This is a genomic window from Arthrobacter sp. CJL-S3 (assembly GCF_056711635.1).
This window is the reverse complement of the sequence record NZ_CM160046.1, coordinates 977,861-1,002,952: the sequence shown is the minus strand read 5'-3', so window position 1 is coordinate 1,002,952 and position 25,092 is coordinate 977,861. Positions and strand designations below refer to the sequence as shown.

General features: G+C 60.5%; 20 protein-coding genes and 1 pseudogene. 13 read left to right on the top strand and 8 right to left on the bottom strand.

The features are described from left to right. The first annotated feature begins 24 nt into the window (after positions 1-24). The 3 genes from AC06G6_RS04625 (at position 25) to AC06G6_RS04615 (ending at position 2,421) form a co-directional block, all read left to right on the top strand. Positions 25-600 carry an HNH endonuclease gene (locus tag AC06G6_RS04625; RefSeq protein WP_479826811.1) on the top strand — a complete coding sequence of 192 codons (576 nt, stop codon included), beginning with the start codon at positions 25-27 and terminating at the stop codon, positions 598-600. 133 nt (positions 601-733) lie between these two features. After that, positions 734-1,129, top strand: coding sequence for a TfoX/Sxy family protein (locus AC06G6_RS04620; RefSeq protein ID WP_479826809.1), 396 nt, complete (start codon positions 734-736; stop codon positions 1,127-1,129). Between the two features lie 2 nt (positions 1,130-1,131). After that, the gene (locus AC06G6_RS04615; RefSeq protein ID WP_479826807.1) at positions 1,132-2,421 is read left to right on the top strand and encodes a flavin-containing monooxygenase; all 1,290 of its coding nucleotides are present in this window, start codon (positions 1,132-1,134) and stop codon (positions 2,419-2,421) included. Positions 2,422-2,443: 22 nt separating this feature from the next. On the opposite strand, the gene AC06G6_RS04610 is transcribed toward AC06G6_RS04615, so the two are convergent. Then, the gene (locus AC06G6_RS04610) at positions 2,444-3,211 is read right to left on the bottom strand and encodes a hypothetical protein (protein ID WP_479826805.1); all 768 of its coding nucleotides are present in this window, start codon (positions 3,209-3,211) and stop codon (positions 2,444-2,446) included. 123 nt (positions 3,212-3,334) lie between these two features. On the opposite strand from AC06G6_RS04610, the pseudogene AC06G6_RS04605 reads away from it, so the two are divergent. From AC06G6_RS04605 to AC06G6_RS04595, 3 genes and pseudogenes are all read left to right on the top strand, one after another. Then, positions 3,335-3,715, top strand: a pseudogene (locus AC06G6_RS04605) (alkaline phosphatase D family protein); the annotation flags it as partial. Between the two features lie 276 nt (positions 3,716-3,991). Next, positions 3,992-4,567, top strand: coding sequence for an HNH endonuclease (locus AC06G6_RS04600; protein ID WP_479826803.1), 576 nt, complete (start codon positions 3,992-3,994; stop codon positions 4,565-4,567). Positions 4,568-4,621: 54 nt separating this feature from the next. After that, on the top strand, positions 4,622-5,368 hold the full coding sequence (locus tag AC06G6_RS04595; protein WP_479826801.1) for a haloacid dehalogenase type II: 747 nt from the start codon (positions 4,622-4,624) through the stop codon (positions 5,366-5,368). Between the two features lie 599 nt (positions 5,369-5,967). Here the strand turns inward: AC06G6_RS04595 and AC06G6_RS04590 are convergent. Continuing rightward, on the bottom strand, positions 5,968-7,161 hold the full coding sequence (locus tag AC06G6_RS04590) for an McrC family protein (protein ID WP_479826799.1): 1,194 nt from the start codon (positions 7,159-7,161) through the stop codon (positions 5,968-5,970). Positions 7,162-7,176: 15 nt separating this feature from the next. After that, complete coding sequence (locus tag AC06G6_RS04585) at positions 7,177-9,306, bottom strand: AAA family ATPase (RefSeq protein ID WP_479826797.1); 2,130 nt, start codon at positions 9,304-9,306, stop codon at positions 7,177-7,179. A gap of 438 nt (positions 9,307-9,744) precedes the next feature. Here AC06G6_RS04585 and AC06G6_RS04580 point away from each other — a divergent pair, with 438 nt between their 5' ends. The 5 genes from AC06G6_RS04580 (at position 9,745) to AC06G6_RS04560 (ending at position 14,670) form a co-directional block, all read left to right on the top strand. Continuing rightward, positions 9,745-10,413, top strand: a complete 669-nt coding sequence (locus tag AC06G6_RS04580) for an HNH endonuclease (RefSeq protein ID WP_479826794.1) — start codon at positions 9,745-9,747, stop codon at positions 10,411-10,413. 434 nt (positions 10,414-10,847) lie between these two features. After that, positions 10,848-11,027, top strand: a complete 180-nt coding sequence (locus tag AC06G6_RS04575) for a BBE domain-containing protein (RefSeq protein WP_479826792.1) — start codon at positions 10,848-10,850, stop codon at positions 11,025-11,027. Positions 11,028-11,587: 560 nt separating this feature from the next. Next, on the top strand, positions 11,588-13,072 hold the full coding sequence (locus AC06G6_RS04570) for a P-loop ATPase, Sll1717 family (protein ID WP_479826790.1): 1,485 nt from the start codon (positions 11,588-11,590) through the stop codon (positions 13,070-13,072). Positions 13,073-13,084: 12 nt separating this feature from the next. Next, the gene (locus tag AC06G6_RS04565; RefSeq protein WP_479826788.1) at positions 13,085-13,801 is read left to right on the top strand and encodes a hypothetical protein; all 717 of its coding nucleotides are present in this window, start codon (positions 13,085-13,087) and stop codon (positions 13,799-13,801) included. Positions 13,802-14,433: 632 nt separating this feature from the next. After that, a complete protein-coding gene (locus AC06G6_RS04560) occupies positions 14,434-14,670 on the top strand; it encodes a trehalase-like domain-containing protein (RefSeq protein WP_479828535.1) in 237 nt (78 codons plus the stop codon). A 272-nt stretch (positions 14,671-14,942) separates the two neighbouring features. On the opposite strand, the gene AC06G6_RS04555 is transcribed toward AC06G6_RS04560, so the two are convergent. Continuing rightward, a complete protein-coding gene (locus tag AC06G6_RS04555) occupies positions 14,943-15,236 on the bottom strand; it encodes a hypothetical protein (RefSeq protein WP_479826786.1) in 294 nt (97 codons plus the stop codon). A 14-nt stretch (positions 15,237-15,250) separates the two neighbouring features. On the opposite strand from AC06G6_RS04555, the gene AC06G6_RS04550 reads away from it, so the two are divergent. Then, complete coding sequence (locus AC06G6_RS04550) at positions 15,251-15,454, top strand: hypothetical protein (protein WP_479826784.1); 204 nt, start codon at positions 15,251-15,253, stop codon at positions 15,452-15,454. 496 nt (positions 15,455-15,950) lie between these two features. Further along, positions 15,951-17,939 carry a hypothetical protein gene (locus AC06G6_RS04545; protein WP_479826782.1) on the top strand — a complete coding sequence of 663 codons (1,989 nt, stop codon included), beginning with the start codon at positions 15,951-15,953 and terminating at the stop codon, positions 17,937-17,939. Between the two features lie 1,654 nt (positions 17,940-19,593). On the opposite strand, the gene AC06G6_RS04540 is transcribed toward AC06G6_RS04545, so the two are convergent. The 4 genes from AC06G6_RS04540 to AC06G6_RS04525 all read right to left on the bottom strand — a co-directional run bounded on the left by AC06G6_RS04540 (position 19,594) and on the right by AC06G6_RS04525 (position 25,011). Then, positions 19,594-20,862: a DNA cytosine methyltransferase gene (locus tag AC06G6_RS04540; protein WP_479826779.1), complete on the bottom strand. Its 1,269-nt coding sequence runs from the start codon at positions 20,860-20,862 to the stop codon at positions 19,594-19,596. A gap of 69 nt (positions 20,863-20,931) precedes the next feature. Continuing rightward, a complete protein-coding gene (locus AC06G6_RS04535; protein WP_479826777.1) occupies positions 20,932-21,621 on the bottom strand; it encodes a protein NO VEIN domain-containing protein in 690 nt (229 codons plus the stop codon). 154 nt (positions 21,622-21,775) lie between these two features. Continuing rightward, positions 21,776-23,599: a DEAD/DEAH box helicase gene (locus AC06G6_RS04530; RefSeq protein WP_479826775.1), complete on the bottom strand. Its 1,824-nt coding sequence runs from the start codon at positions 23,597-23,599 to the stop codon at positions 21,776-21,778. Then, positions 23,596-25,011 (bottom strand): hypothetical protein, encoded by a 1,416-nt coding sequence (locus AC06G6_RS04525; protein ID WP_479826773.1) that lies wholly within the window; start codon positions 25,009-25,011, stop codon positions 23,596-23,598. The genes AC06G6_RS04530 and AC06G6_RS04525 overlap by 4 nt, the downstream gene beginning before the upstream one ends. Positions 25,012-25,092 lie beyond the last annotated feature (81 nt).

The window sequence follows — 25,092 nt, the reverse complement described above, 5'->3', positions numbered from 1 at the left end:
GAAGATCGATGGGGGGACGACTGAATGGTGGAACTAAAACGCATTTACTGGAGCCGAAAGGCTCTGCGTATTGCCTATTCGGCGGTGGTTTTGTGGCTGGGCGCCTCGGTTGTGGTGGCGCTCATGCCGAAGGCGAACCCGGCGGACAGCCGCAGCGCTGCCACCGTCGCCGAAGTTTTTCGTGGCATGGTCGACGGCGTTCTGGCTGCGGTCACCGTCCCCGCGCTTTTTCTGGTGGTTCTGGCGATTGTTGCGGCCGTCCTTCACGCCAGAGACGTGAAACGCCGGGACCCGGTCCGGCGCTTCAGTCGCCAGCAGCGCCGGGAGGGCATGGCACGCGCCGGTGGCCAGTGCGAGATGGAGTCCGGGTTCCGGGGGCGGTGCCCGGTGCCGGCTGTGCACGGCGACCATTTCTACCCGTGGTCCAAGGGCCGCTCCACCAGTCTGGAGAACTTTGTCGCGGCCTGTGCCAGGTGCAACCGGGCCAAGGGCGCCAGGGTCCCCTCGCCCGGTCAGCAGGCAAGGATGGAACGACGACGGCGGGAGTACGTCGCGCCGGCCGGTTCAGTCAGCGTCAGCGCGCGACAGCCGCTCCCCTGAGCGGCCGCAGACACGCGTCGGAACCGGTGGTCGTAGCGGCAGCGCCTGCAGGCAGCCACCTGGACCGTGCACAGCCGCGGGCATATCCTGCAGGAAGACCTGTCCGTGAGCCACAGTTATCGGAGGAAGACCCATGGAAATGCCGAAGGCGTCCGACGCCGACAAGGAACACTTCCGCGCGGTGCTGCCCGACCATCCCGAGGTGGTGGTCAAGCCGATGTTCGGAAACCTCGGGGCGTTCGTGAACGGCAACATGTTCGCCGGCCTGTTCGGCCCCACCATCGGAGTGAAGCTGGGCGAGACGGACAAGGAAACGCTCGAAAGTACCGAGCGGACTGTTCCGTTCGGGCCGGCCGAGCGCCCCATGGGCGGCTATACCGGTTTGCCGGAGATCTGGAATGCCGAGGGCGACGGCGATCGGGCGCGGGCCAAGGCCTGGGTGGAAAAGGCGTTCGAGCACGTGGCCGGACTGCCGCCGAAGGCTCCGAAATCCCCCAATGCTCCGAAGGCGAAGGCCTCGAAGAAGTAGCCATGCCCGCCCCCGTCGAAGAGCCAGACAGCCTGGTCGACACCCTGATCATCGGGGCCGGGCAGGCGGGCCTGGCCACGAGCTACTGGCTGAGCCGGGCCGGCGTCGAGCATCAGTTGCTGGAACGGCGCGAAACGCTGGGCGGGGCGTGGCAGGACCGGTGGGACGCGTTTTCCCTGAACACGCCGAACTTCTCGCTCGCGCTGCCCGGCATGCCGTATGACGGCCCGGCCCCGGAAGCATTCATGCCCCGGGATGACATGATCGGCTATCTCCGGCGCTATGCGGAGAGCATCGGCGCTCCGGTCCGGACGGGTGCGGATGTCACGCGGGTCGCGCCCGCGGAGGGCGGCGGCTTCGACGTGGCCACCACCCGGGGCAGCTGGCGGGCCCGGAACCTGGTGCTCGCGACCGGCGGCTACCAGATGCCGAAGATCCCCGCACTGTCGGCGCAACTGCCTGGCCGCATCCTGCAACTGCACACCGACAGCTACCGAAACCCGGGCCAACTGCCCGACGGTGCCGTGCTCATCGTCGGCACCGGCCAGTCCGGCGGACAGATCGCCGAGGAACTGCTCGCCGTCGGCCGCGACATCCACCTGGCGGTGTCCACGTGCCCGGAAGCGCCTCGCCGGTACCGCGGCCGGGACCTCCTCTATTGGATGATGCAGCTGGCACAATTCGGCCCCGACTACGAACTGAACGGCCTCACCGTGGGGCAGCTGCCCTCCCCCGCGGCGAGGTTCGCCTGCAACCCGCTGGTGTCCGGCGCCGACGGCGGCCACGACATCCACCTGCGGGACCTCGGCCGGCGCGGCGTCCGGCTGCATGGCCATCTGGAAGCAGCCGACGACGGCGACCTCGTCTTCAGTGATGACCTTCCGGAACGCCTGGCCCTGGTGGAGGCCGCGTTCCACCAGCGGATGAAGCCGATGTTCGACAGCTATATTGACGCCGCCGGCATGTCGGCCCCGGAGCCGGAGCCGCCGCGCCAGGACGACTGGCTTCCCTCGGAGCCGGCGCGGCTGAACGTCGAAGCCGCCAACGTCACGTCGGTCCTCTGGGCCACGGGCTACCGGTTGGACTTCAGCATCCTGGACATCCCGGTGCTGGACGAATGGAACTACCCCCGGCACCGCCGCGGCGTCACCGAACACCCGGGCTTATATGCCGTCGGGTTGCCGTGGCTGACCGGCCACGGCTCGGCCATCGTGGCGGGCGTGGGCCGCGATGCCGAATACATTGCCCAGCACATCGCCGGGAACACTGCACAGGACATCGCCGCCCGGTGAAGGCGGCGTACCAGAGGGGTGGCTACCCCGCGCAAGGCCCGTCGAAGTCCACGCGCGCGGCGAGGCCTGCCGAGCTGAACCATTCCCTGGCCCATGCCTGGACCGCGGGCACCGCAAGTTGCTCGGCCACAAGCTCCGGCGGCCCGCCGAACACCGGCTCCCCCTCCTCCCGGAGGTCCCCGGTGCCGCTGCAGGCGAGGAGCCCGAAGAGGGCAGGCTGGTCGAGGAAGGGAAGCTTCCCGCCGTCGCCGTCGGTCAGCACGCCCCAGCGCGAGGTGAACAGCGAAAACTCCTCCGGACGTTCCCCGTGGTCCGCCACGAGCGGGCAGGCTTCGCCGTCGAGCTGGATCCGCCGGTAGTTGGGCTCCGTTTCGTCAAGGGCCATCAGCTGGGCATCGTCCAGCCAGGAAAGCCAGACCTCCGTGCACTCCCCCAGCAGCGGATACGGGGCGGCGGCGATGTAGCCGGCCTTGCTCACGTGCGCGGAGTGGCCAACGGCGATGTTGTGGAGCTGCCCCCGGACCAGCGGCAGGACCGCGCTGACAGGCTGGCGGTAGTTGGCGAATTTCCGCCGCATCACGTCGGCGCTGGAGTTCGAGCCGATGGAGACCACCAGGGAACGGGCGTCCAGCGGCGCCGCGCCGGCTTGCGCGAGGGCTTCATCCAGTCCGGCTGAAGGCCCAAGGGGCCGGAATTCCGTGCCGTCCATGACGCCCGAGGCCACGGGCGGGTCCCACGGATACCGCAGCGGATCGAGAGGGGCGTCCCCGCCGCCGCTGTTCAGTCCCATGGAGTCAGCCGGGTGAAGCCGTCGGCATCGTGCTGGAGACTAATCAAGGTGGCAGCTTTCGTGGTTCGGGACTTCCAGTGTCGCGCACTTTTGGGGGAACCGGACCTCCGGCACTTACTGAGCCGGCACCTGGCGCCGGAGATCGACGACGTCTCCATGGACGGGTGGGACGGCTACGCCGCGTCGCGCCGCCGCATCACGCAGGGCTAGGAGGACGCTAACGTGCGCAACACCGTGGTCCTCACCGGCGTCGTGCACCGCAACTTGGCCGCTGACGTCAAGGTGGACTACAAGGATCCGGCGCCGCCGTAGTGGGGTCGGAACTGGTGTGCACGTCCATCACCTCCACGGGCAATAGCTCTGACTCCACCACGGACGCGACAATCGCCTGGAACCCGCATCTGAAGTTCTACAACGTCACCCGCGGCTACGTGAATACGAAGATCACCAAAAGACGCGATGACAGCGGGCTTCCGGACGCTGGACTACGTCACGACGCCGGGACAGTGTTCCGGGGCTGCACTAGCGGGGGAAGAATCCGTTCGAACCAGCCTGGACGACGGCGGGCACGCGTCCGCCGTCGTCGGCTCTCCCCCGCCGTTGGGCCTGCCAAAAAGCCTTCACGGCGCCCGCGAGTACCTACGGATGCCTGGACTGGTCAGCTTTGAATGGACGCAACAGCCATACTCACGAGGCAGAATTGTGGGCGCGACGGTACGCTCTCCCTAGCTGCGGTGCAGCAGGGTTTCGACCGAACTGACGATCGAGGGGGACGACTGAATGGTGGAACTGAAACGCATCTATTGGAGCCGCCAGGCCCTGCGTGCGGCGAATTCGGCGGTGGTTTTGTCGTTGGGCGCCTCCGTTGTCCTGGCGCTCATGCCGAAGGCGAACCCGGCGCGCCGCCGCAGCGCAGCAACCGCCGCTGAAGTTCTTCGCGGCATGTTCGACGGCGTTCTGGCTGCGGTCGCACTCCCCGGACTGTTCGTGGTGGTTCTGACGATAGTTGCGGCCGTCATTCGCGCCAGAGACGTGAAACGCCGGGACCCGGTCCGGCGTTTCAGTCGCCAGCAGCGCCGGGAGGGCATGGCCCGCGCCGGCGGCCAGTGCGAGATGGAGGCCGGACTGCGGCGGCGGTGCCCGCTGCCCGCGGAGCACGGCGACCATTTCTACCCGTGGTCCAAGGGCGGATCCACCAGCCTGCAGAACTTTGTCGCGGCCTGCGCCAGATGCAACCGGACCAAGGGGGCGAGGGTTCCCTCGCCCGGTCAGCAGGCAAGGATGGACCGACGACGGCGGGAGTACGTTGCGCCGGCCGGTTCCGTCAGCGTCGGCGCGCGGCAGCCGCTGTCCTGAGCGGGCCTTACTGCCAGACTGACGGTCAGGGAGATCTCGGGAAGGAGACAGGAAATGACGTTCCAGCCATACCGTTCACCGTCAACCGGGTGCGAGGTACGCGCCGTCCTCTTCGACACCTTCGGCACGGTCGTGGACTGGCGCACCGGCGTCGCCCGGCAGGCGGCCGCCTTCGCCGCGGCACATGGGCAGAATCTCGACGCCGAGGCGTTCGCCGATGACTGGCGTGCCCTTTACCAGCCGGCGATGGAGGCCATCCGCTCCGGATCCCGTGAATTCGCCACCCTGGACACACTCCACCGCGAAAATCTGGACCAGGTGCTCCGCCACCACGGCTTCAACCCGAACCGGCTGGACGCACGAACCCTGGAGGAGTTGAACAGATCCTGGCACCGTCTGCCCCCATGGCAGGACAGCGTGGAAGGTCTGGCCGCCATCCGCCGTGGCTACATCGTGGGTCCCCTCTCCAATGGCAACACCTCGCTGCTGTTGGACATGGCCAGAAACGCGGGCCTTCCGTGGGACGTGATCATCGGCTCGGACATCACGCGCACGTACAAGCCACTGCCGACGGCCTACCTTCGGACTGCGGAGTTCCTTGACCTCAGGCCCGGCGCTGTGATGCTCGCCGCCGCCCACAACAACGACCTGCGTGCCGCCCGGGAGGCCGGACTCGCGACGGCGTTCATCGCCCGCCCCACCGAGTACGGCCCGGGCCAGGTTGCGGATCTGACGCCGGAGAGCGATTGGGACCTCTCGGCGTCGAGCATCACCGAACTGGCTCACGAGCTGGGGGCCTGAGCTGCAGGCAGCATTTTTTCTGCCCGGGCCGGCGCGAAAGCGTCCTCCGCGTTCCAGGACGGTGCCGGGACTGCAGAAGCGGGGTAGGGATCCGCTCGAAATCAGCAAAGAAGTCGGCGGCCACCCGCCCACCGTCATCGGCTTTTACCGTCGGGCCTGCCGCCACCCTCCATGGCGCCCGCGTCGACACGGCGCATCAGCGGTATTTACAAGGAAAAGGCGTGAGAATAGCAATATCACCGAGGACCTGCTGGGCGCCGGCCGTCTGGAGCATTAATCCGTTTCCGCATGCCCGGAGGCACCCGCACGTGCCGCGGCCCGGAGCTCCTTTGCTGGATCCAGCACCTCAACCTGCAGTGCCCCGCGTATGGGATCAACCGACTCTAGGTGGGACAGCTCCCCTCTCCTGACGCCCGCTTAATATGCAATCCGCTGCCCTTGCGGAGGCAGGCATCGAGGTGGCGGGCATCGACGCGCCTGCCGCCGAACCGCCCAGCACGATCCCTGGCTGCCCGAGAAGGCCGACGCGCACTGGACCTGGACGCGGCGCACCGCCCGGACCGCCACTGCGGTCTCAACCAACGTGCAATGGGCTTGTCCTAGTTAGTCACAGTGCCTGCCCCTGCTTTAGGAATGAGGGGTCCGGCGATCCGGGCGGCGAGCAAGTCCACCTCGGCCAGTAGGTGATCTGGGGTTTGATCCAAGTTCAGCGCGTGGCAGTGAATCGTCAGACCAGGCGGGTCAATGACATACGTCTTCACGTCTTCTTCACCCCTGGCATAGACGAGATGACCTTCGGTTAGGCCAAATTGTAGGCAGTAGGCCAGCATCTGGTAGACGTCAGCGTTCGGGAAACGTCCATTCTTCTCTGCCTTATACTTCGCGTCGATTGCGGCCGTGACGAAGCCCTTCGACCGCACCAGGATGTCCGGCTTGACTGTGAGCCTGCATCCCTGGTCAAGGTACGAGGAAGCCTGCAGATCAACTTTCACACCGTGTCGTGACAAGCTGACGTGCAGAGCTGCCGAGACGAAATCTTCGAATATTCGCCATGTGTCGAACAGGAAGCCCGAAGCCGTGCTGTCCCCTTGGCGGTGCTCTAGGGATGAGTTGCGCAGGATTAGCCTCGACAGTCCCACGGCACCCTTGTATCGTCCATTTAGTCTCTGGAAATGCACGTGCGGCAACGAGTTGCCCCGTCGTAAGGGTGTCACGCCTTCAAACCGCTGAGTCAGCTTCATGATGGCTGCTCTATTGTCGGCATTCAAGGATGGCAGGGCTAGAAGCCTCAGCGATGCAGAGAGCAGCAATTGGTTTTCGGCCGTGTCAACCGTGTATTCGTCGAAAATGACCTGTGCCGGCAGCGCCAGTCCGCCGCGACGGCCGATCTGTGCCGGGATGTCCAGTCGTCCTCGAACCATAGGCACCGCGTCGTCGAAGGTTTCGTAACCTTGATGCATCCCCTTGGCAAGGGCAATTCCAACCTGACGGATGAATGAATGCGCAATCGTGTCCAGAAGCGTTGCGGCGCTTCCTAGGACAATGTGTTGTTCCTGCCAGAATTTCTGGTCTCTTGAGAAACCCATCATGTAGAAGAGTCGAGCAATCGGAACCTTCGGGACGATTTCCACCTGCCAGCCATCAACGTGGACGACGCCGACCTTACTGACACCCGAGATCGTCCAGTCTCCGTTACCAAGCGGAACGACATTGGCCACGCCCAGACCGGAGATGGCGGCCGCGACACGGGCAGGCAGCGCGACTGATGCCTCGTACCGGCCCTCCTTGAGCATTAGGTGTTTCATGGCCTACTCGACCGGCGCCTCGGAGGGCAATGATGCTTCCCCTTCGCGGTGGCGCAGGGCTTCAATGCCGTACGTTTTCGCGATGTCCAGACCCTCACCGAAGTGGTGTTCGGCCAACAACGGCAGGATGTCGTACTCCCAGATCTCCTCGAGTTGGCCCGGTTCAAATGCTCGATGCTGGGGCATCAGATAACTCGGTCCCACTTTGAAATCAGCGTCACCGATGCGCTTGTTGAGGAGTGACAGGAGTCGTGCAGGTTCAGCGTCCAGGTCGTGGTGCTCCAGCCACTTTTCAAGAACCTGTTGAACTGGGTACTTATCCGGATGCAGTTCAACGAATGAGAATCGCCGGCGCATCGCCGCATCGAGGAGCGCAATAGAGCGGTCTGACGTGTTCATCGTGCCGATTATGAAAAGGTTGGATGGCAGCTCAAAGAAGTCATCGTTGTCACGGCTGTACTGCAGTTTTATGGGCCGATTTCGATACTCAAGGAGGAAGTACAGCTCCCCGAAAATCTTGGCCAGATTGCCCCTATTGATCTCGTCGATCACGAGCACGTAATTGAATTCTGGATTCCCGACCGCCTGGTCCACTATCCGCCGCAAGGGTCCATCCTTGAGCTCGTAGCTCAAGTTGCCGGTATCCGTCGTGACCGGACGGTAGCCCTGGAAAAAATCCTCGTATGAGTAGCTCGGATGGAACTGAACGAGTTCCGTGTACTTCGCATCGCCCGCTATATGCTCGGCTAAGGCCAGGGCGACGTAGGTTTTCCCGGTTCCGGGAGGTCCGTAAAGGATGACCTGGCGACGACGCGAGATCAAATTGAGTTGCTTTTGCAGCCAGTCCCCGTCGATGTGGAGGCGCTGGGAAAGTTCCGCAGTCGTTCCTCGGAAAAGTTCGACATCTGCATCATTTCCCACCGCGGCAGCGGCACTTGGTGCAGGATCCTGGACATCGGCAGGGCTGCGCCATTTGGGAAGAAACACATCGCTATAAAAGTCCACGGGTCCGGTTTCTGACTGCTGCAGGTTCAGAACGATTCGGAAAAGGTCCTCGTCGAGATCGTCTGTAGCCTCAGCAATTTCGCCTAGGAATCTGTCACGTACTGCCTGCTTGTCGGCATCCGGAACCATTGACGTGAAGTAGTCAGGATGCCCCATATACAGCAAAGAATTCCGCTGAGTCGGATATGTATTTCCTGGGACGGCCGCCGTGAATTTTTTCCAAGAGCGTGGATCTTCTAAGATCTTCTCTTGTTCCTCAGCGTCCAATTCGAGCCAAGACTGAACAAGCCGGATGTGGATGCTGATGGCAGGATGAGCCTGGCCCACCATCCACATACCAGGGTGGTACACCCCGTCCTTGAGTGCTTCCCGGATCTCTCTTGGCACTTCCACCGGGTGATTCATGGAACCGAGAATCTTTCCGATACGAGCCAGCTTCGCACGCTCCCCCATCGCACTCTTGTGGAACGGAAGTAGCTGCCAAGTTGTCAGTTCGGCCAGCAACAGCTTTGCGTCGTCATCGAGTCCGGTCACCTGGACCTCAAGCTTAGAGAGGAAGTCGGTTCCCTCCACGTTCACCGCACTGACGAAGTGCGTGAGCAGGGCATCGACATTAGGCTTGGTCCAGACAGATCGCCCTGGGGAGAAAACTGAACTGGCTTGAGCGAGCCCTCTCTCCCGAAAGAGTTGAGCCGCGGTTCGGACCCTTTCCTCACTGACATGACGGGCAACTAGCGTCGTCTTCAGCAGCTGAGCCTTCTTTTGCCGGTTCTGTTTGCTCCATTCGTTGTACCGGGAGCGTGCCTCAAGAGCGAGGGACTCGTCATCAGGGAATTCTTCCAGCGCGGAACGACCGGGATCAGTGATTTTCCAAAGCCCGTCGCTTTCAGGGTTTTTCCAGAGCCACCCGGCCTTCGACAGATCCTCGGAGGCCCATGAGAGGTTGGCCGTTCCGCGGATGCCGCCACTCGGGAGCAGCTCAAGTTCGTGGTCGGTCCATGGGGCTCGCTCCGCGGCGAGTGCCATGATTCCCTCGTCGCCTGGCAAGTTGAATAGGCCCTCGGGATGCTCGGCCAGGAGCTGCAGAAGTAGTCGCGAGCGAGGGATGTTGCCACTGGGAGCTGCCATGTTAGGTCCTGATCTGTGGAGGCGATGTCCTAACAGAGTTTGCATCATTGACTCGGCTGCGCGCGGCATTCCCATCCGACTTGTTACGTGAGTCCCCAGGGGCCGACCCGTTGCTCTGTCCGGCACGAAGCAGCCCGGCGCATGCGTTCCACGTTTCTGTGACATTAGGCATCAGTTATTCGGACGGTTTCCGCGCGGTTGCAGTAGCGGGGGAAGGATTCGTTCAAAAGTCTGGACGACGGCGGGCACGCGGCCGCCGTCGTCGCTCTCCCCCGCCGTTGGGCCTACCAAAAGCCTTCACGGCGCCCGCGAGTACCCACGGATGCCGGGACCGGTCAGCGCTGGATGGACGCAAGGGCGCGAACCCGACGGTACGATCTCCCTAGCTGCAGCGCAGCCGGGTTTCGACCGAACGGAAGATCGACGGGGGACGACTGAATGGTGGAACTGAAACGCATCTACTGGAGCCGCCAGGCTCTGCGTGCGGCTTATTCGGCGGTGGTTCTGTGGTTGGGCGCCTCCGTTGTCCTGGCGCTCACGCCGGAGGCGAACCCGGTGGGCAGCCGCAGCACTGCCACCATCGCTGAAGTTCTTCGCGGCATGGTCGACGGCGTTCTGGCTGCGGTCACGGTCCCCGGGCTTTTGCTGGTGGTTCTGATGATTGTTGCGACCGTCATCCGCGTCAGAGACGTCAAACGACGGGACCCGGTCCGGCGATTCAGCCGCCAGCAGCGCCAGGAGGGCATGGCCCGCGCCGGCGGCCAATGCGAGATGGAGTCCGGACTCCGGCAGCGGTGCCCGCTGCCCGCCGAGCACGGTGACCATTTCTACCCGTGGTCCAAGGGCGGATCCACCAGCCTGCAGAACTTTGTGGCGGCCTGCGCCAGGTGCAACCGGACCAGGGGCGCGAGGGTTCCCTCGCCCGGCCAGCAGGCAAGGATGGAACGACGACGGCGGGAGTACGTTGCGCCGGCCGGTTCCGTCAGCGTCGGCGCGCGGCAGCCGCTCTCCGGAGCGGCGGAGTCAGGCCCCTCCGCATGCCCGAGTAAGTCCTACTTATTTTTGTTCTCCAGCTTGCTGCCCTGCCCGCTTTTGTACGCGGGTTAGTGACCGCCGTTTGGGGCCGGAGTAATTTACCCAGTAGCCGTGCTGTAACCCGTTGAGATGAGGGCGAACCTCGTTTCTGAATCACGCGAAGGCAAACCGCGCGACGCAGCTGGGTTGCCGAGGTGCCATCCGGTCTCCGCCGCTGTGGAAGCCTGCGGCATAGGCTTTTGCCCTCCAAGACACAGGGCCCCATCGGCTGTAAGCCCATTACCCGGCACTGCCCCAGTGGCCGTGCCCAGATGCCTGGGCATGCCCCGCCCGGGTGAATCGGAGTATACGGTGGACAACAGCTCTTTCCAGGGGAGCCGTCCAGCGGGTCGGGCGGGAGGAGAGCGCGTTCCCGTACCGCGACGCCGACTTCGCAGTCGACATCGCCTGCCATTGGGAGGACCCGGCCGACAATGAGGCCAATAGGAAGTGGGTGCGCGACTACTATGCCGAGCTCCACCCCCCTCGGATCCGGTGCGGGCTACGTGAACTTCCTCGACGCCGATGACCAGTCACACATCGAGGACACCTACGCGGGGAACTACGCCCGCCTCGCCGAGGTCAAGGCCAAGTACGATCCCGGCAACCTCTTCCACATCAACCAAAACATCAAGCCGGCAGGCTGACACTTCGAACAACCTGGCGAGTGCATGCTCCCGGGCCGCATAGCCCAGAGGTCCGGGGCCCGACCCGACCAGCCCGTGGGCGGCGAAGCCGGGCTGACAGCTGAGCTGGAACGGTCGGTTCCAGCTCAGCCGGGCGAGTGTATGCGGTTACTACGCTGGGTGTGTCACCGGTTCTCAGGAGCTGAGCATGCGGGAACAGCAGGACATTGTTGTTATCGGCGGCGGTCAGGCCGGGCTCGCGATGCGTACTCGGGTGAGTGATGCTCGCCTACCTCGTGCCGTGAACAGCGGTGCGTGGGCGGGATGAGCGGCCCGTGATCAAGGACGCCGACTGGCAGCTGGTTCAACTTGCGCATAGTAACAAGCCAGTCCGGGGCGGTTCGGGCCGGACTGGCGCACATCCCGGTTTGGCGCCTCGGGTTCGCCTTCGACTGTTACGGGACATTGAGGGGGACGGCTGGAGTCCACTTTCACCCGACTTTCGGTCGTACGCGGCGTAGACAACCTGTGTCGAACCTGTGTGGGATAATTCACCAGCGACTAGAAGCCAGGGGGGCCCAGTGAAACCGGAGTATAAAGATCTCTATTTTGGGAAGAGCGACTCACTTAACGAAATCACGTCGGATGAAGACGAGTTCATAAAGAGCTTCGTCGACTTGAACAGCATCACTGAGGAAATAGTCAACGCCGAGAAAACACTCGTACTTGGACCAAAGGGAACAGGCAAGTCGGCACTCGCGTGGTACCTAAGCAAAACTGGCAGGAATAACGGTCGTCGCGCCCTTGTGGTCGACGCCTCGGTGCTGCCGCTAGCTGAGATTCCACGAATCTCGACTGGTCAGGCAGCGGGTACTGAGCGTACCGTCACTGCGTGGAGCTTCATCCTCCTATGCAACTACCTGGACTTGCTGCTTGGTGATCCAGATTGCAGGATACCCAACAAGACAGAGGTCGTTAGAGTTACGCGTCTCCTCAGAGGATACGGCCTGATGGGGCGGACTTCGGGTCGCGCCATTCTCGATCTATCCACCACCTCAGTGGAAATACCAGCGCCGCGCAATGCTAGTTATAGGCAAGATAAGCCGCTAAATATTTTCAGCCTACTTCCAATTCTCGAGAACTGGGTAAGCAAGGCGCAGTCCCCGAACCGTCATCAGCTACTATTAGACGGACTGGATTCCATCTTCTTGAACGATAAGAAGTACAATGAAAGCTTGGCTGCCCTGGTTCAAGCGTCTTACACATTGAATCAAATGCTTAATAAGCATAAGGCAACCGGCAGTATCGTATTGCTAATCCGCAATGATGTTTTCAGTCGAATTTCGAATGACTTGCCTGATTCTCAGAAGATGCGTGATGACTTTGCCATCGAATTAGACTGGCGAATCCTATCGGGAGCGCAAGGTGTACGAGCACCCCTCATACGGCTAGTGAATCAGAAGGCGGCTAAAGCGTTATCTGTAGAGTCGGTCGATGTTTTAAGCTACTTTCCCGCGCGAATAAGCCTTGGTACCAAGTCGTCCGACAGGCAAGTGGACCGGTTGCAGTACTTTTTGAACATGACGAGACATACGCCACGCGACTTACTCCGACTTTTTGAGGAAATAAGGAAAGTCGAAAAATCCGGGAACTTTCAGTCGACTACTAACGGCCTTCTGTCACTCGACGTCATCCGTGAAGGAGTCCTTCAGTACGCAACGAAGTACTTCACCGGTGCTATCCGGAACGAGCTTGCGGGTGCAGACCAGGGAAGCGGTGAGGCTTCTCGAGCAATTTCCGCCCTGCAAACTTTAGAAAGGCAGAAGTTTACGTTCGCGGAGTTCACTTCAGCCCTAGAAGAGTCTGGGGAATGCAACACGGAGCTGGCAACTCGGCTCATCACGCTTCTCTTCTTTGCTGGCGCGGTCGGAAACACAGTTGAGATAAGAGGTGGGAGCTACATGCAGTTCTATCACCGCCGCGATGACACCAGTATTTATTTGAAGGGCACGCTCATCCTGCACACGGCACTTGCCCATGCCTGGTCGATTCCGTTCACTCAATAGGTCAGCCGCTTAATGTCAAAAGAAAAGCCAGTCAGCTCAGTTTTGAACAGCGCCGCGACCATCGGCGGTGTCATCAGCCTCGGAGCCTATTTTGTTCCATTCACCAAGGAGTTTATGATCGCGCATCCCCTTTGGGGGTGGGGTCTTTTTATTTGCACACTAATAGTGTCTTCTGTTGCAGGCGAGCAAGTTGCCCACCGAAGAGAATCTCTTGCAACCGAAAAGATGCAGAAGAAGTTCGATGATCTCGATTTGCAATCTCTCCAGAAGGACATAGATCTCTTAAAATCCCGCATGAGTGGTTTAGGTCAGGACAGCAAGTTCTACATATATCTCGCAGATGATCCATCTTATGAGCACCTGGCCTTGTGGTTTTCATCAGAGCTTGAAAATACCGTAAAAGCGTGGGAACGGGATACACGGGAAATAAAGGACGCTCGGCTGTCAGAGGATTGGAAGTTCTGCCGCGACGCGGCCCAGACATATTACATCGCCATTTCCGATCACATGCAGACGAAGGAGCGACGCCCCAGTTCCCTCGAAGTCCCGCCCGTTCTGGAAAGAAACAGTCCCACTGCGTATAACCAAGCTATATCGGAGTTACAGAACGCCGGAAAAGAGTTGAAGGTCTCGCTGCAGAAACTACACCGAGTGACGCACACGGCTGAAGTCGGGATAAATCAGCAAGGGCCACTAATGGAAGGCGCTCAGGGCGGGTCAGGGCACTAGCTGTCGCGAAACCGTCAGGGTTGGTGCACCTCCAGCGATTCCCTCACCCGCGTCTCGAAGCATTCCTGTTGAGTCAGTGTGTTCACCGTCAGTTAAGAAGAACATTGAACGCTCTATGCACAAGTTGGTCTGTACGCAAGTGGTCCCGCCGATCGCGGGCACCCAGGGTTAGCTCGTCCACGGATGGCTCTGCGAAGCAGGGACATAGGACCCGGCGGCAGCCAGGCGAACGCCCCAGCCGCCTGAGAACGGTGCCTCGAGCCTTGCCCGCTCCAACCGCACCTCCAAAATTGCACCAATCCGTTTTAGAAGGTGCGTCATGAAACCGAAGCAAGCCGGCCGCACCCTCAAGCAGCAAATCCCCGTTTGAGATGCACTGCTGGGCAGGGACAGCTGGTGGATCGGCGCCTGCTGGGCCTCCCCCACGTCACGGTGGGCCATGACCATCATCTTGCCGCTGCTGCCCGGCATCCATCTCCGAATGGCCAGCACCAGGGCCGGTCCGGCCAGCCGCGCCGCGCTGGAACCGCCCGGCCTGCTCGGTCTGAACTAGCGAATCCAGACGTCGGCGGTGGCCGTGGCAGCCCACCTGGTCCACGGCTTGCTGCTCGGGCTGCTGGGCGACACGCGGCATCGACTGGCTCTGCGCGCCCACCTTCGACGGCGGCCCAGTCTTCGGCTCCCTGCTCGGCGGTCCGGAGGCCGGCACCTTCCGCGCCGTTCCTGCCCTGCCCGCAAGGCGGCTCGTCCGCCGCTACCGGCCACACACCGCGACGCCGGAAACAGTCTGGGCCACGGAAAACTACCCCCTGCTGAGGAGACTCGATTTGCGTCAGCGACCCGGTCGAGGACGCCGCGGTCCTGAATGAACACATGGGACCGGTCATGGTCGAGGTTTGGCCTATCGAGCTTCGGCTCAGGCAGCCGCACTGTCAATGACTGGGGTTCTCCAACTGCGGCACCAGTCGCGCCCTTCCGGCCAGCGCTTCCCCCTAATAGTTCCGGACCCCACGGCGAACAGTGAACCCCTGCCTTTCCCCAGCCCTTCGGGCCCCTACTAAGAAAACTTAGCCGTCCCCGGAGTCGCTCAAGCCGACCGCCGAATGCGCGACCTCCGAGACATGGGTTGGACCATTGAGAACTACAAGACAAACGCCCAGCTGAGACCCTGGTGCGACGGATCGGCACCCGGATAGACCTTGGTGAACGCCGCCCTTCCGCCGCCCGGAAATCTGTCACCGGTCCAAAGCGGCGGCACGTCCTCGATCGCGACGGGCACAACTGCCAAATCTGCGGCATCACCCCTTCCCTGGAGTACGTCGACGAACCGGGCAGGCGGGCCGTGATGACCGTCGGACACATCGTCCCGGCCAACCACGGTGGCACCGGCGAGGAGGACAACCTGCGCACGGAATGCACTGCGCTGCCGCTGCACTCGACGATGAGAACTTGCCCACTGATGAGCTGATCTCCCTCACCCGCGCCGTCGAAAACCTGGAGGAAGAGGAGCGTGTCTTCAGTTGGATGGCAGTTGGCCGCCGCAGCATCGACGCCACTGGACGTGCCTTTTACGAATGGGCCCGCCTGACGGCCGCCCAATGCCTGGAAACCATGACAAAGCTCGCCCAGCAGATCGGCTTGGAAAAGCACTAGCAGCGTCTTAAGTCGTCCGGGCCCGGCAGGATCCGGCCAATTGCTTCGTGACAGCCTTGCGTTCACCCATCATCGCCATCCCCAGGATGTCTGAGGCCGACCCTCGTGGAGCTTTTCCACCATTCAACGAATGTGGCTAAGCGGAGGTTTTTCACGAGTCTCCACGCGGAGCACCAAACCGACTCACGTTCCGCGGTCATTCCCGCATGCCGCGCCTGACCTACCTCCGCGCCTATTTGACAACAGCTCGCATCCTCAGTAACTATGGCCGTACGTCACTTTCCGGAGTGCCGTGACGCCTTTCTTGACGGTTGCGACCGTTCGGGAAATGAGCCAGAGTTTCAAACCCTGCTGCGGATCGGCTATTCGACAGTGCTCCCGCCAAGATGCTTGACTGCGGTCAGCTCGGATCGGAAGATGCGTGGTTGTCCAGATGGCACCCCCATGCGTGCCAAACGGTCGTCCAAAGACGACCCAAGTCAAAGGACAACCACCGATGAGCACTGTTACAACGAATAGCAAGGTCAGCGTGGACCAGGAGACCATTTTCGTCATCCCACTTGACGGGAGTCGAGGTGCAGATGGTACTTGGGAGCTTCGACTTCCGCCTCAGAATGCGGCCGACAAGGCCATTAAATATCTGAAGGATCAGCGCGACCGCGGCCGAGTCAATCTTGACGACGCTGCTATCGAGCAGATCTGCCGGTCTGCTGTGAATCCAGAAGAAGTCGCCGTCGCGCCACTGCTCAAGCACCGAACGGAGAATGGCTGGCTTTGGACGATCGAAACTCGCATTTTCACCACACTCACAAACGTCGCGTACGCAAATGACCGAATGCTTGGCGACGCAACCTACGACGCCGATCCGACTCCCCGCCAGAGCTCGACGCCTCAGATCAGCATGCCCGTGTCAGCTAAGGCTGAGTCCGCGCTGTGTTACCAAGAAAACGACGCGGTCTTATTCTCTGCAGCAGATCGAAACTTCAAGGCGGTTTTGGCGGATAACCCCCAGGATGTCGGCGTACGCCTCGTCGAACGCCCCATAACTCTTGTTGCGACTCGTCGCCAAGGAGATCCTGGCCTGGAAAACGGCTTTGAACTCACCGCAGTTGACGGGAACTGCCGGCTCTCGTCCGCGTTCGCCCGGCTCAGCTTTCCCAGCAATCTGCTTCCGCGACGACTGCAGGACGATCGTAAGACTCGCGAGATCCTTCCGTCGACGCTGATGAACATGGCGTTCTCAGAACGCAGAAAGTTCACTCGAGAACTCATCAAGTCGTACTCATCACAGCTCGCCGACCATAGCAACATTGAACAGCGCAACAACGCAGCCATGGCCCTCAACGCACTCACCGTTCCCGCCGAAATAATCGTCGGCTACACCGATGATCGGGACACCGACCAGGGACGCTTCTCCTCCGCGGTGCGAGGGCTTCTCCTGCGCATGAACGTCTCGGTCAAGCCTTTCGAGGAGGGTTCCAAGAACGCTGTCATCGCCGAGGAAATCGCTGTAGGCCTGAGCGAAGTCGACGAGCTCACGGACGACCAATTGTGTGTTCTTGTTGGTCGATCTGGCGTAGCAGCCAGCATGAAAGCTCTTGGCCTCGATCCCTCGTTGGCGGATTTGCGCGCTGCCGTAGTAGTCCGGGAGTTAACGAGAAACGAGAGGACTCGCAACTCGGTGCTTCGCGCCAAAATGAACGTCAAGGCAATTCACCTGAAGCATCGTAACGGCCCCGTGGTTGAACTCGCGTTACGGGGCTACACGAACGCTCTGCGCACCCCGTCCTCAACGCGCCCAGGTGAGCCGCTCGCCCGCGTCCGTCAGGCGCTGGCGTCATCACCTTTGTGGCAGGACCTGACCACATCGCCGTGGGAAGTGCGCAATGTCAACTCAGACGACAAAGTCGATGACCTCGTTGCGATCGCACTCGATTCACTGGATCAGTCTGGCCCCGAGTTGAGACTCCTCGGAGTCCTCGGGCTGTTTGCTCTCACGACCTCGGGTCACCTCCTCGCACCAGGTGGATCGGCTGAGACGCAAATCGGGACGAAAGTCGACCGCTCGGCAATCGGATCGATCGTCGAGAAGCTGCTTGGAACAAGATGGGGCGTCGAGACACTTGGCGATGCCATCAAGCGCGCTCGGAAAAACCGGCCTCTTCGCATGTGGGATGACGACACCGATGCACTAGTTGAATTCAACGAGACAAAGTCAATGTTCAATGCCCGCCTCCGGCAACGAGTCTACGAAGGCGCCGAGCCGGACCCCCAGGACACGCCCGAAGGTCGTCAGGCCGCAGCGACCGATAATCTCTACGGAGCCGTTCGATCTGTCCGAGACTGGATGAAGCACCTACTTCAGGTAAGGGATGAAGAAGGTATCACTGACCGGCTCCCCTACGAGGATGCACAATCGAGCCTGCATACGCTCGTGAGCGTACGCGACCACCTCGCTTCCATCACTGCTCCTGCTGAGCTCTGAAGCCCGTCATGGTAAATAACGCTGTGAAGTGGACCGGAGCCACCATCATGACTGAAGCTGTCTACCTCCACCTAGCGAGCCTCGCTGGATCCTGGCTGCTGGAGACGCGTACCAGCCCGGAAAGATTGGGAACATCGTCCTCTTGGAGTAACCCCCGCGGAGATGAAGCTCGCGCGGTCTATATCGTCGTCAACAAGCAAGGAAAAGGTTGCTACGTGGGACAAACCCGCCCCACAACCAGAGCCGAGAATGTCACTGCTCTTCGACTGGGGCAGCATATGAGGAAGCCATCCAAGCGAGAGAACTGGTCCAGCTACTGGGTGATTCCGCTTCAGCCGGACACACCCGACCGCATAGTCGACTTGCTTGAGAAGCAGATCGCTTTGCGTCTGATGATCCCACTTCGGCATTATGCCGCGCGACGAACACCCCCGCGACCACCTCGCCCCCCGAAGCTGTTCACAAGATAAGCGCAGCCCCTACCGCAGTTCCCGGCTGGACTGCGGTGGGGGCGACCGCGCCCCTCGCACCGTTCTCACTCATACGCGCGGCGATCGAATCCGCCGCTCAATCAGCGTGGATAGCTTCTCCCACCGACCAGTCCGAGGGAGTATTCCGCTCAATTTCGCTGTCTCTAAAAGTCGCGAAGGACCGCGAAACCGCCTACAAAGAGCTGGGCAGCACAGCTGTAGGTTACGGTCGAAAACTGAGCATTATGTCGGCTTGGCGTCCAGTGATCCTTGCAACACCTGAGTCTTAGGAGTTGCAAATTGGAGAGTTGAAAAGACCAAGAAAGTCCCGGGGGTACCCCTCCAAAAGAACGCTGCGCGCGGGCTCACCATGATCAGCGGATGAAACAGGGAGTGGGCAATTCCGAGGCGTGCAGGATCGTAGGAATCAGCCGTAGTTCCGGCAGCCGATGGCGGCATGGCCACACGGTCGCTATGAATTCCGGAGACATCAACAAGTACGCTCCCATATCCCATCAGCAGCCAACAGTGGACTCCGCCCGATTTCTCTCCGAACCGGAGCAGATCACGATCGCCTTCACGCCCGGCGCAGCATCCGTGCCATTGCCATGGAGCTCGGGCGTAGTCCGTTTAACTGTGAGCTGGGAGTTTCGCGGGAACACTCATAAGCCCGGTAACTACCGACCGCGGTCGGCTCAGCGCAGACGGAGCCGTCAGCGGCCCGGGAAGATTGCCGGCAACCCTGAGCTAAGTGATTTCGTGCGCCAACACCTGAAACATCGCTGGAGCCCCCGCCAGGTCAGCAACCGTCTACGCGTTGACTGCCCTGGAGAACCGGAAAAGGCTCCATCAAGCCTCGTGGTCCTGTTCCTGGTTGAATGCTTAGACATACTCATCCCAGCAGGGCCAGGGGCCCCTCTTTATCTACGAAACGGAATCAATTCCCCACCAACGACGAAGAGCCGCCATGGCCCAGCTAAGCGGACGGCCAGGACCACGTCACCCAACGCGTCCGGACCGACGAGATCGATTCACTGCTCCCCGGCCTGGGCCAACAGCTGCCGCGCTAACTTATGCTGCCCGGCGTGTGAGGCCAACCCCGGATCAACCGTTATTCAGACACTCCCGACGGCGAGGTTACGCTCATTGGATAGGCGTGGCTAAAGAATCAGTTTGCACCTTCACTAGCTGACCTTGGAGAAGCTTTCACGAAGGAACGCATGTCTAAGGTGATCTATCTGCCCCGTAAAAGCTTTGAAGGGCCCAAGTTTGTAGACCAGTTCCGTCTTGCGTGTCTCCTTGAGTATCTCAAAGTCCCGGTTAAGGATATCGATTCGCCGATCCAGTTCTGGCCCGTCGAGCGACATCCCGCTCTTTCTCATGATCTGAGCGGCGGATAGGAACGTCCCGGAAGCTTTCAAGGCTCGGTAGATTGGATCGACATCGGGGACCTCGTCGAGCTCCCTGCGTAAAGCCCTGTGCTGCAGGGCAGCCGCCAGAGAGACGCCCAATGCTTTGGCGACGGGGGGGGGAAAAGCATTGCCGATTTGCCGGTACATTGAGGTCTTCTTCCCCGTGAAATCCCACTCGAATTCCTCGCCGTCCCATCCTTGAAGTCTCGCAACCATCGAGACCGTTAGCTTGGGACCGATTTCGAACTCATCGTGCTCTTGGGGAGCGTCATTGGCCACACCTCGGCCATCAACGCCAAGCGCGGCCCAGGCACGTTTGGCCCGAGTCGGCCCAAGATCGGCCCCACCGTGCTTCTTCGAACCACCGACAATGGTTGGACCAATGTGGCTCGCTTTTGCTGCCCAGTCTTGGGCTCCGCGCCAACCATTTGCCGACATCAAGGGCAGCAGAGCCTCCCCCACCGTTGTCATACCGGTCTGAGGCTCGGGCCAGTAGAAATGAGCAAAATCGTCGGGCTTCATAGCGACCAGGACGAACCGCGGGCGCAGCTGCGGCACGCCGAAGTCGGAAGCATGAAGCAGTCGCCACTCCGCCACATAGCCAAATTCACGGAACCTCTCGAGAACGTGCTGGCGGTATCCGGCAAACCTAGGCATGCTCAACCCCCTCACGTTCTCCAACAAAACCGCCCGAGGTTGAATCACAGCCGTCTGCTCCACTGCCCAGGCGAAGAGATCACGCTCGTCGCCGGCACCCAGTTGCTTCCCTGCAATGCTAAAGGGAGGGCACGGAACACCTCCGGCGACGAGGTCGACCGCTGTCCCCCGCGCTGTCGGAGAATAGTCCGACGGTTTCCAAACGGCGGGGTCCGCCACATCGCCTAGAGCCACGTCCCATTTGGGTCTGTTGTGACGGAGCGTATTGAGCGCATTTGCGTCGAGCTCGACCGCGAGCTCATGCTCAAATCCCGCGCGCTCCAGTCCAAGGGCCTGTCCGCCCGCACCTGCGCATATTTCAATGACGCGAAGCTCGTCAGCCACTGGCGTACCTTTCGTTGTTTCGGCAGATTGCCGCCCCCATTCTACGGCGGATAAGTTCAGCTGGAGCCATCATCCCGGCCACCCCAGCAGCCCACCAAACACTCCATCTTGAGAGGTCCTTGCCCAAGCCGGGATCATTGGCAGACCTGAAACCAGCGATTCAGGTGGGACGTCGAGTCTCGTCGACTCCCAGCGGCCATGGGAGCGCCTATCAAGAGGGACCGCACCATCAATCCACTCGCGGGGCACTGTGGCAATCGAGCGCAATTGCAAGTTTTCATCCAACCGTACTGCGACAAGGTGCCAATCGGCGTCTTTCTTCATGGTCTCGAACTCATGCCGTGACAGGTATATCCTAAGCCGTCCACGACGGGTGGTGGACTTAACCTCAAGATGTCCGGTGAAAGAGCCCGCACCAACGGAAATATCGAATCCATATCCGTCCGAGACGACAGCAACGTGGCGGACCTCAGCGCTGGTTTCACGCCGTAGCAAACCCATGAGAGCCAGCTCACCCCCCAGACCAATGCGGCTTCTCTCAGCCAGGTCGATCTTTCCCGAAACTTCATGAAGCACCATAAATGCATGATCGGCCGAGAGCCCTAATGCATCTGCAGCTCTTTCTGCATCGTTTGGCAGCTCTGATGCGTTCGACACGAGAAGGGCCGCATCTTCGAGCCAGAACGCGTCGGCAATGGCCGCGGAGAACAGTGAGATTTCCAGGGGCCGATCAAGAAGCCTCGCGCGCGAATCTCTCACGAGCCCCACCATCTCCAGCCACGTCAGTCCAGCGGCATACTGTGAGGGAGTCAGATCGCTGAAAGCGCTGTGAGAAATAAAGAGAGCCCGAGCCTTTCGAACGTCCGAATGGCGCAAGTGGTCCATCCAACGCAACGCCGCTCGAAGAATCGGGCTAGGAGGTACGGACATTCAGATGTCCCATAAGTGACTGAAGGTCAGCTTGGTCGAGGCCGCCTCCCACGACGGGTTCCGCGTCTAGGTCCCCCAGCTTCTGGACCGATGCGTCGTCCAAGATCTCGCCCATGAAACGCAGCTTAGTTTCCAGACGTTGGGACACGACTTCGTCGATGGTTCGAGCGCTATTCAACACGGTGATTCTGGTTTCAGTGTCTGGCGAAAGTCCCAACCTGTGGATCCTGTCGAGACTCTGCAAAAATCGGCCGGCCGCAAAATCTCGATCTACGAAGACAGCGTCGTGGCAATCATGATGAAGACTGATGCCTTCCCCGAGTGTGGCGGGGTTGGAGATCAGGACCATGCAGTCAGGGTCCGAGCGGAATTTTTCGATCTGGTCTGCCCGGTCTTCAGTCCCACCATGCACCAGGGCTGGCGCATATTCCTTAAGGATCTCCTTGAGCGACGATGCACTCCGTATGAATGTCGACCACACTAGAGTTTTTCTGCCGGCGGCGGCATTGCCAGCGACAATCGCGAGAGTTTCTAAATACTTCGGCGAAAACTCGTAACTGGGCAGGTCACGCATCATGTCCCACAGCGGCGAGCCATCAAGTGGTGAAAGCGGCGGGACCTGGTAAGACAGGGGCTCATACTTCGTTGTTCCCGCAGTCAGCAGAGCTGGACTGATCGCAGCCATCAGGAGGTACACAATGACCTTGCCAAGAGAGTCGAAGTCATTTTGGGAGATCGTTGCACGGGCCGAATATTGTCCGACCAAGGCATCATATATTTCGCGATGGATCGTCGGCAATTCAACGTTTCGGAGGCTGAGATTTACGGGAGGGAGTTCTAGTTCCGCCTTAGTCGTTCGGGTGAAAAGCGGGCGCAAGATGTTGCTAGCCACCGTAAGATTCCCACCAGCCACAGCCCTGGCGACTGTCTGACGGCCATGTCCAGGCCAAACGAAGCCGAGAAGGTTTTCCAAGTCCTTGGCGCCGTTCGGAGCTGGCGTACCCGTGAGGATCAGTCTGCGTTTCGCCCGAGGCCCTAGCGCCAGGCAAGCCGCCCCGTAAGTTCCTTCAGCACCGAGCTTCATTCGATGCGCTTCATCGAGGATCAACAATGAAGGACGGGCGCTGAGCCACCTGCTGAGTGAGTTTAAATTGCTCTGTAGGCGCTCATAGTTAATTACGATGCAGTCAACGGTCGTTTGGAGGGGCCCGTCAGCAATTTGAATCCGTAGTGGATCTGTAAAACACTCGTCGTTTTCGGTCTCCCACGACCCGAAGCACGACTTCGGCCCGACGACTAAGAGTCTCTGGACCTCTCCCGCCTCTCTGAGTGCCGCGAATACAGCGAGGCCAACTCGGGTTTTGCCTGCCCCAGGCACAGAAAAATTTGCACCGTGGCGGAGCGAGAGAAGTTTGGAGATGTCGCGGCGCTGAAATTGCGTTAGGTCCGCCTTCCAGTCCGTTCCCAGCCGGGATGGGAAGTCTTCATCCGACACCGTGTATGCCGGTGCCGCCGTGGGGTCTAGTCGCTCTTGCACAGTCTGAGCATCGAGCGTTGACGCGGTGGCGAGATTCGCAATGTCTGCGTCCCATTGAACGCTTTCCGGGTATGGCCATGTGGCTAGTTCCGCAAGGCCCTGCAGAAGTTCTTCGACTTCCAGGTCAGCCTCGGTCCGGGACCGAAGCCGGGCCGAACGGAACCTTCCAACAAGCCTGCTCAGTTCGTCAGAATGCGTGCCGTTCACGGTGAATCGCGCCTTGTCGGCGTTGACGGCGAAGCCAATGTGAAGGCTTGGCGCATCCGTCATGAATCTGCCTTCACTACTTCAAGAAGCCAGCTAATACCCTCGCCAGGATCAGAGATCGATCGAGAGGCTTGCTTCGCAAGGCGGCCGAGGGTCGTCTTCAATCGAATCACTGCGTCATCAAACGCTGCTTCATCTAGAGCTCGGTTCGCCATCGCCTGTGCCAGTTCACCCGTACAGAGATCGATGTCGTCGCATGCATCGGTCAGTCGCTCCGGTGCGGCGAGTTTGCGCTGCTGGAGACGAACATCCTTGCCTGCCGGCTCCAGGGCCCTATTGAAGGCAGCCTTTGCAGCATTTAGCGTATCCACAGCGGCGGTCGCTTCGGCCGCAGTACTTCTCCCGGCGCTAGCCTGAGCCATTGCTTTGGCCTGCAAAAGATTGTCAGTGAATAGCTTCGTGGTTTTCGCGAGCGGAGCTGCCCCGGGAAGTGCAAGCCCTGGTAGACCAGGGACACTCACTTGCGTCGCTACTTGGGCCGGGGGCCGAATCGCGTCGGGGAGTTTTGGATCAAGGTACTTCTCGTGAAAATCGGATTGAGCGAGTCGAACATCTGTTTTGGCATAGCCCAAGACGATCATGGCCAACCTTGTCTCCTTCAGAACTTCGGCTGCATCTCGGTCGCTGACTGCAACCTTGGAGTAGGCCCGGTGAAGTTCACGCAACTTCTCCTGATGATCTTCAAAATCCACTAGCCGGAGCGCATCGCCCGAAGTAGTGGCACTCCGAACGATTGCATCCAAAATCACGGCATAGACCCAGCGGTCCTGTTCCAGCGTCGTCAGTTTGATACGAAAGGCCCTGGCGATGTCCTCCGGTCGCCGGTTGGCTTTAATCAACTCATCAATGGCGATAAGTCTGTTGATATAGGAGTAGTCGCGCTTATGCTCCTTTCGAAGCTGCAGCGAGAGTTCGACTGAATTGATATCGTCCCAAGTCGATGACTCGGGAAGCACCCCAACCCTGATGTGCCCCTCTCCCAACTCTCGGAGAGCAGCACACCGAGTATTCCCGTTCACGAGGATTCCGTTGGTAGTGATAATGCCGGGGTCTTTTTGACCAGACTGCTCCAAGTCGTCTCGCAGCGCTTCGAAGTCGGGATCTGTCTTATCAGGATTCGAAGGCTGGCACTTCAAGAGCGTGTCCAGGTATTCTTGCGCAGCCCTAGCCCACGGGCTTCTCTCAAGCTCATCGTCCAATACAGGGTTCAGCGTGCGCTGAGCCCTGATTCGATGAGTATCGGGGTTGTAGAACAACAAATCCGTAGGCATGGAAATGACGTAAAGGTGCCTCTGCTGGCCCCGCCATTCAATCGTGATCTTCTCACCGTTCGTCGCCACGGCCTCGGCCAGGCGCTCCTCGACCATGGATCGGATGTCTTCCGCCTGCGGTGGAACGACGAATCGCGTAGTCATATTGGCTTCCCCTAACCTAGTATTCGAGTCAGTCAGTATCATTCCATTACCCACCGACGAAAATCTGAAGTTGGGGGCAAG

Coding starts and splice junctions, on each gene's coding strand:
- AC06G6_RS04625 (WP_479826811.1), top strand. CDS start 25: ATGGTGGAACTAAAACGCATTTACTGGAGCCGAAAGGCTCTGCGTATT.
- AC06G6_RS04620 (WP_479826809.1), top strand. CDS start 734: ATGGAAATGCCGAAGGCGTCCGACGCCGACAAGGAACACTTCCGCGCG.
- AC06G6_RS04615 (WP_479826807.1), top strand. CDS start 1,132: ATGCCCGCCCCCGTCGAAGAGCCAGACAGCCTGGTCGACACCCTGATC.
- AC06G6_RS04610 (WP_479826805.1), bottom strand. CDS start 3,211: ATGGGACTGAACAGCGGCGGCGGGGACGCCCCTCTCGATCCGCTGCGG.
- AC06G6_RS04600 (WP_479826803.1), top strand. CDS start 3,992: ATGGTGGAACTGAAACGCATCTATTGGAGCCGCCAGGCCCTGCGTGCG.
- AC06G6_RS04595 (WP_479826801.1), top strand. CDS start 4,622: ATGACGTTCCAGCCATACCGTTCACCGTCAACCGGGTGCGAGGTACGC.
- AC06G6_RS04590 (WP_479826799.1), bottom strand. CDS start 7,161: ATGCTCAAGGAGGGCCGGTACGAGGCATCAGTCGCGCTGCCTGCCCGT.
- AC06G6_RS04585 (WP_479826797.1), bottom strand. CDS start 9,306: ATGGCAGCTCCCAGTGGCAACATCCCTCGCTCGCGACTACTTCTGCAG.
- AC06G6_RS04580 (WP_479826794.1), top strand. CDS start 9,745: ATGGTGGAACTGAAACGCATCTACTGGAGCCGCCAGGCTCTGCGTGCG.
- AC06G6_RS04575 (WP_479826792.1), top strand. CDS start 10,848: ATGCCGAGCTCCACCCCCCTCGGATCCGGTGCGGGCTACGTGAACTTC.
- AC06G6_RS04565 (WP_479826788.1), top strand. CDS start 13,085: ATGTCAAAAGAAAAGCCAGTCAGCTCAGTTTTGAACAGCGCCGCGACC.
- AC06G6_RS04545 (WP_479826782.1), top strand. CDS start 15,951: ATGAGCACTGTTACAACGAATAGCAAGGTCAGCGTGGACCAGGAGACC.
- AC06G6_RS04530 (WP_479826775.1), bottom strand. CDS start 23,599: ATGACGGATGCGCCAAGCCTTCACATTGGCTTCGCCGTCAACGCCGAC.
- AC06G6_RS04525 (WP_479826773.1), bottom strand. CDS start 25,011: ATGACTACGCGATTCGTCGTTCCACCGCAGGCGGAAGACATCCGATCC.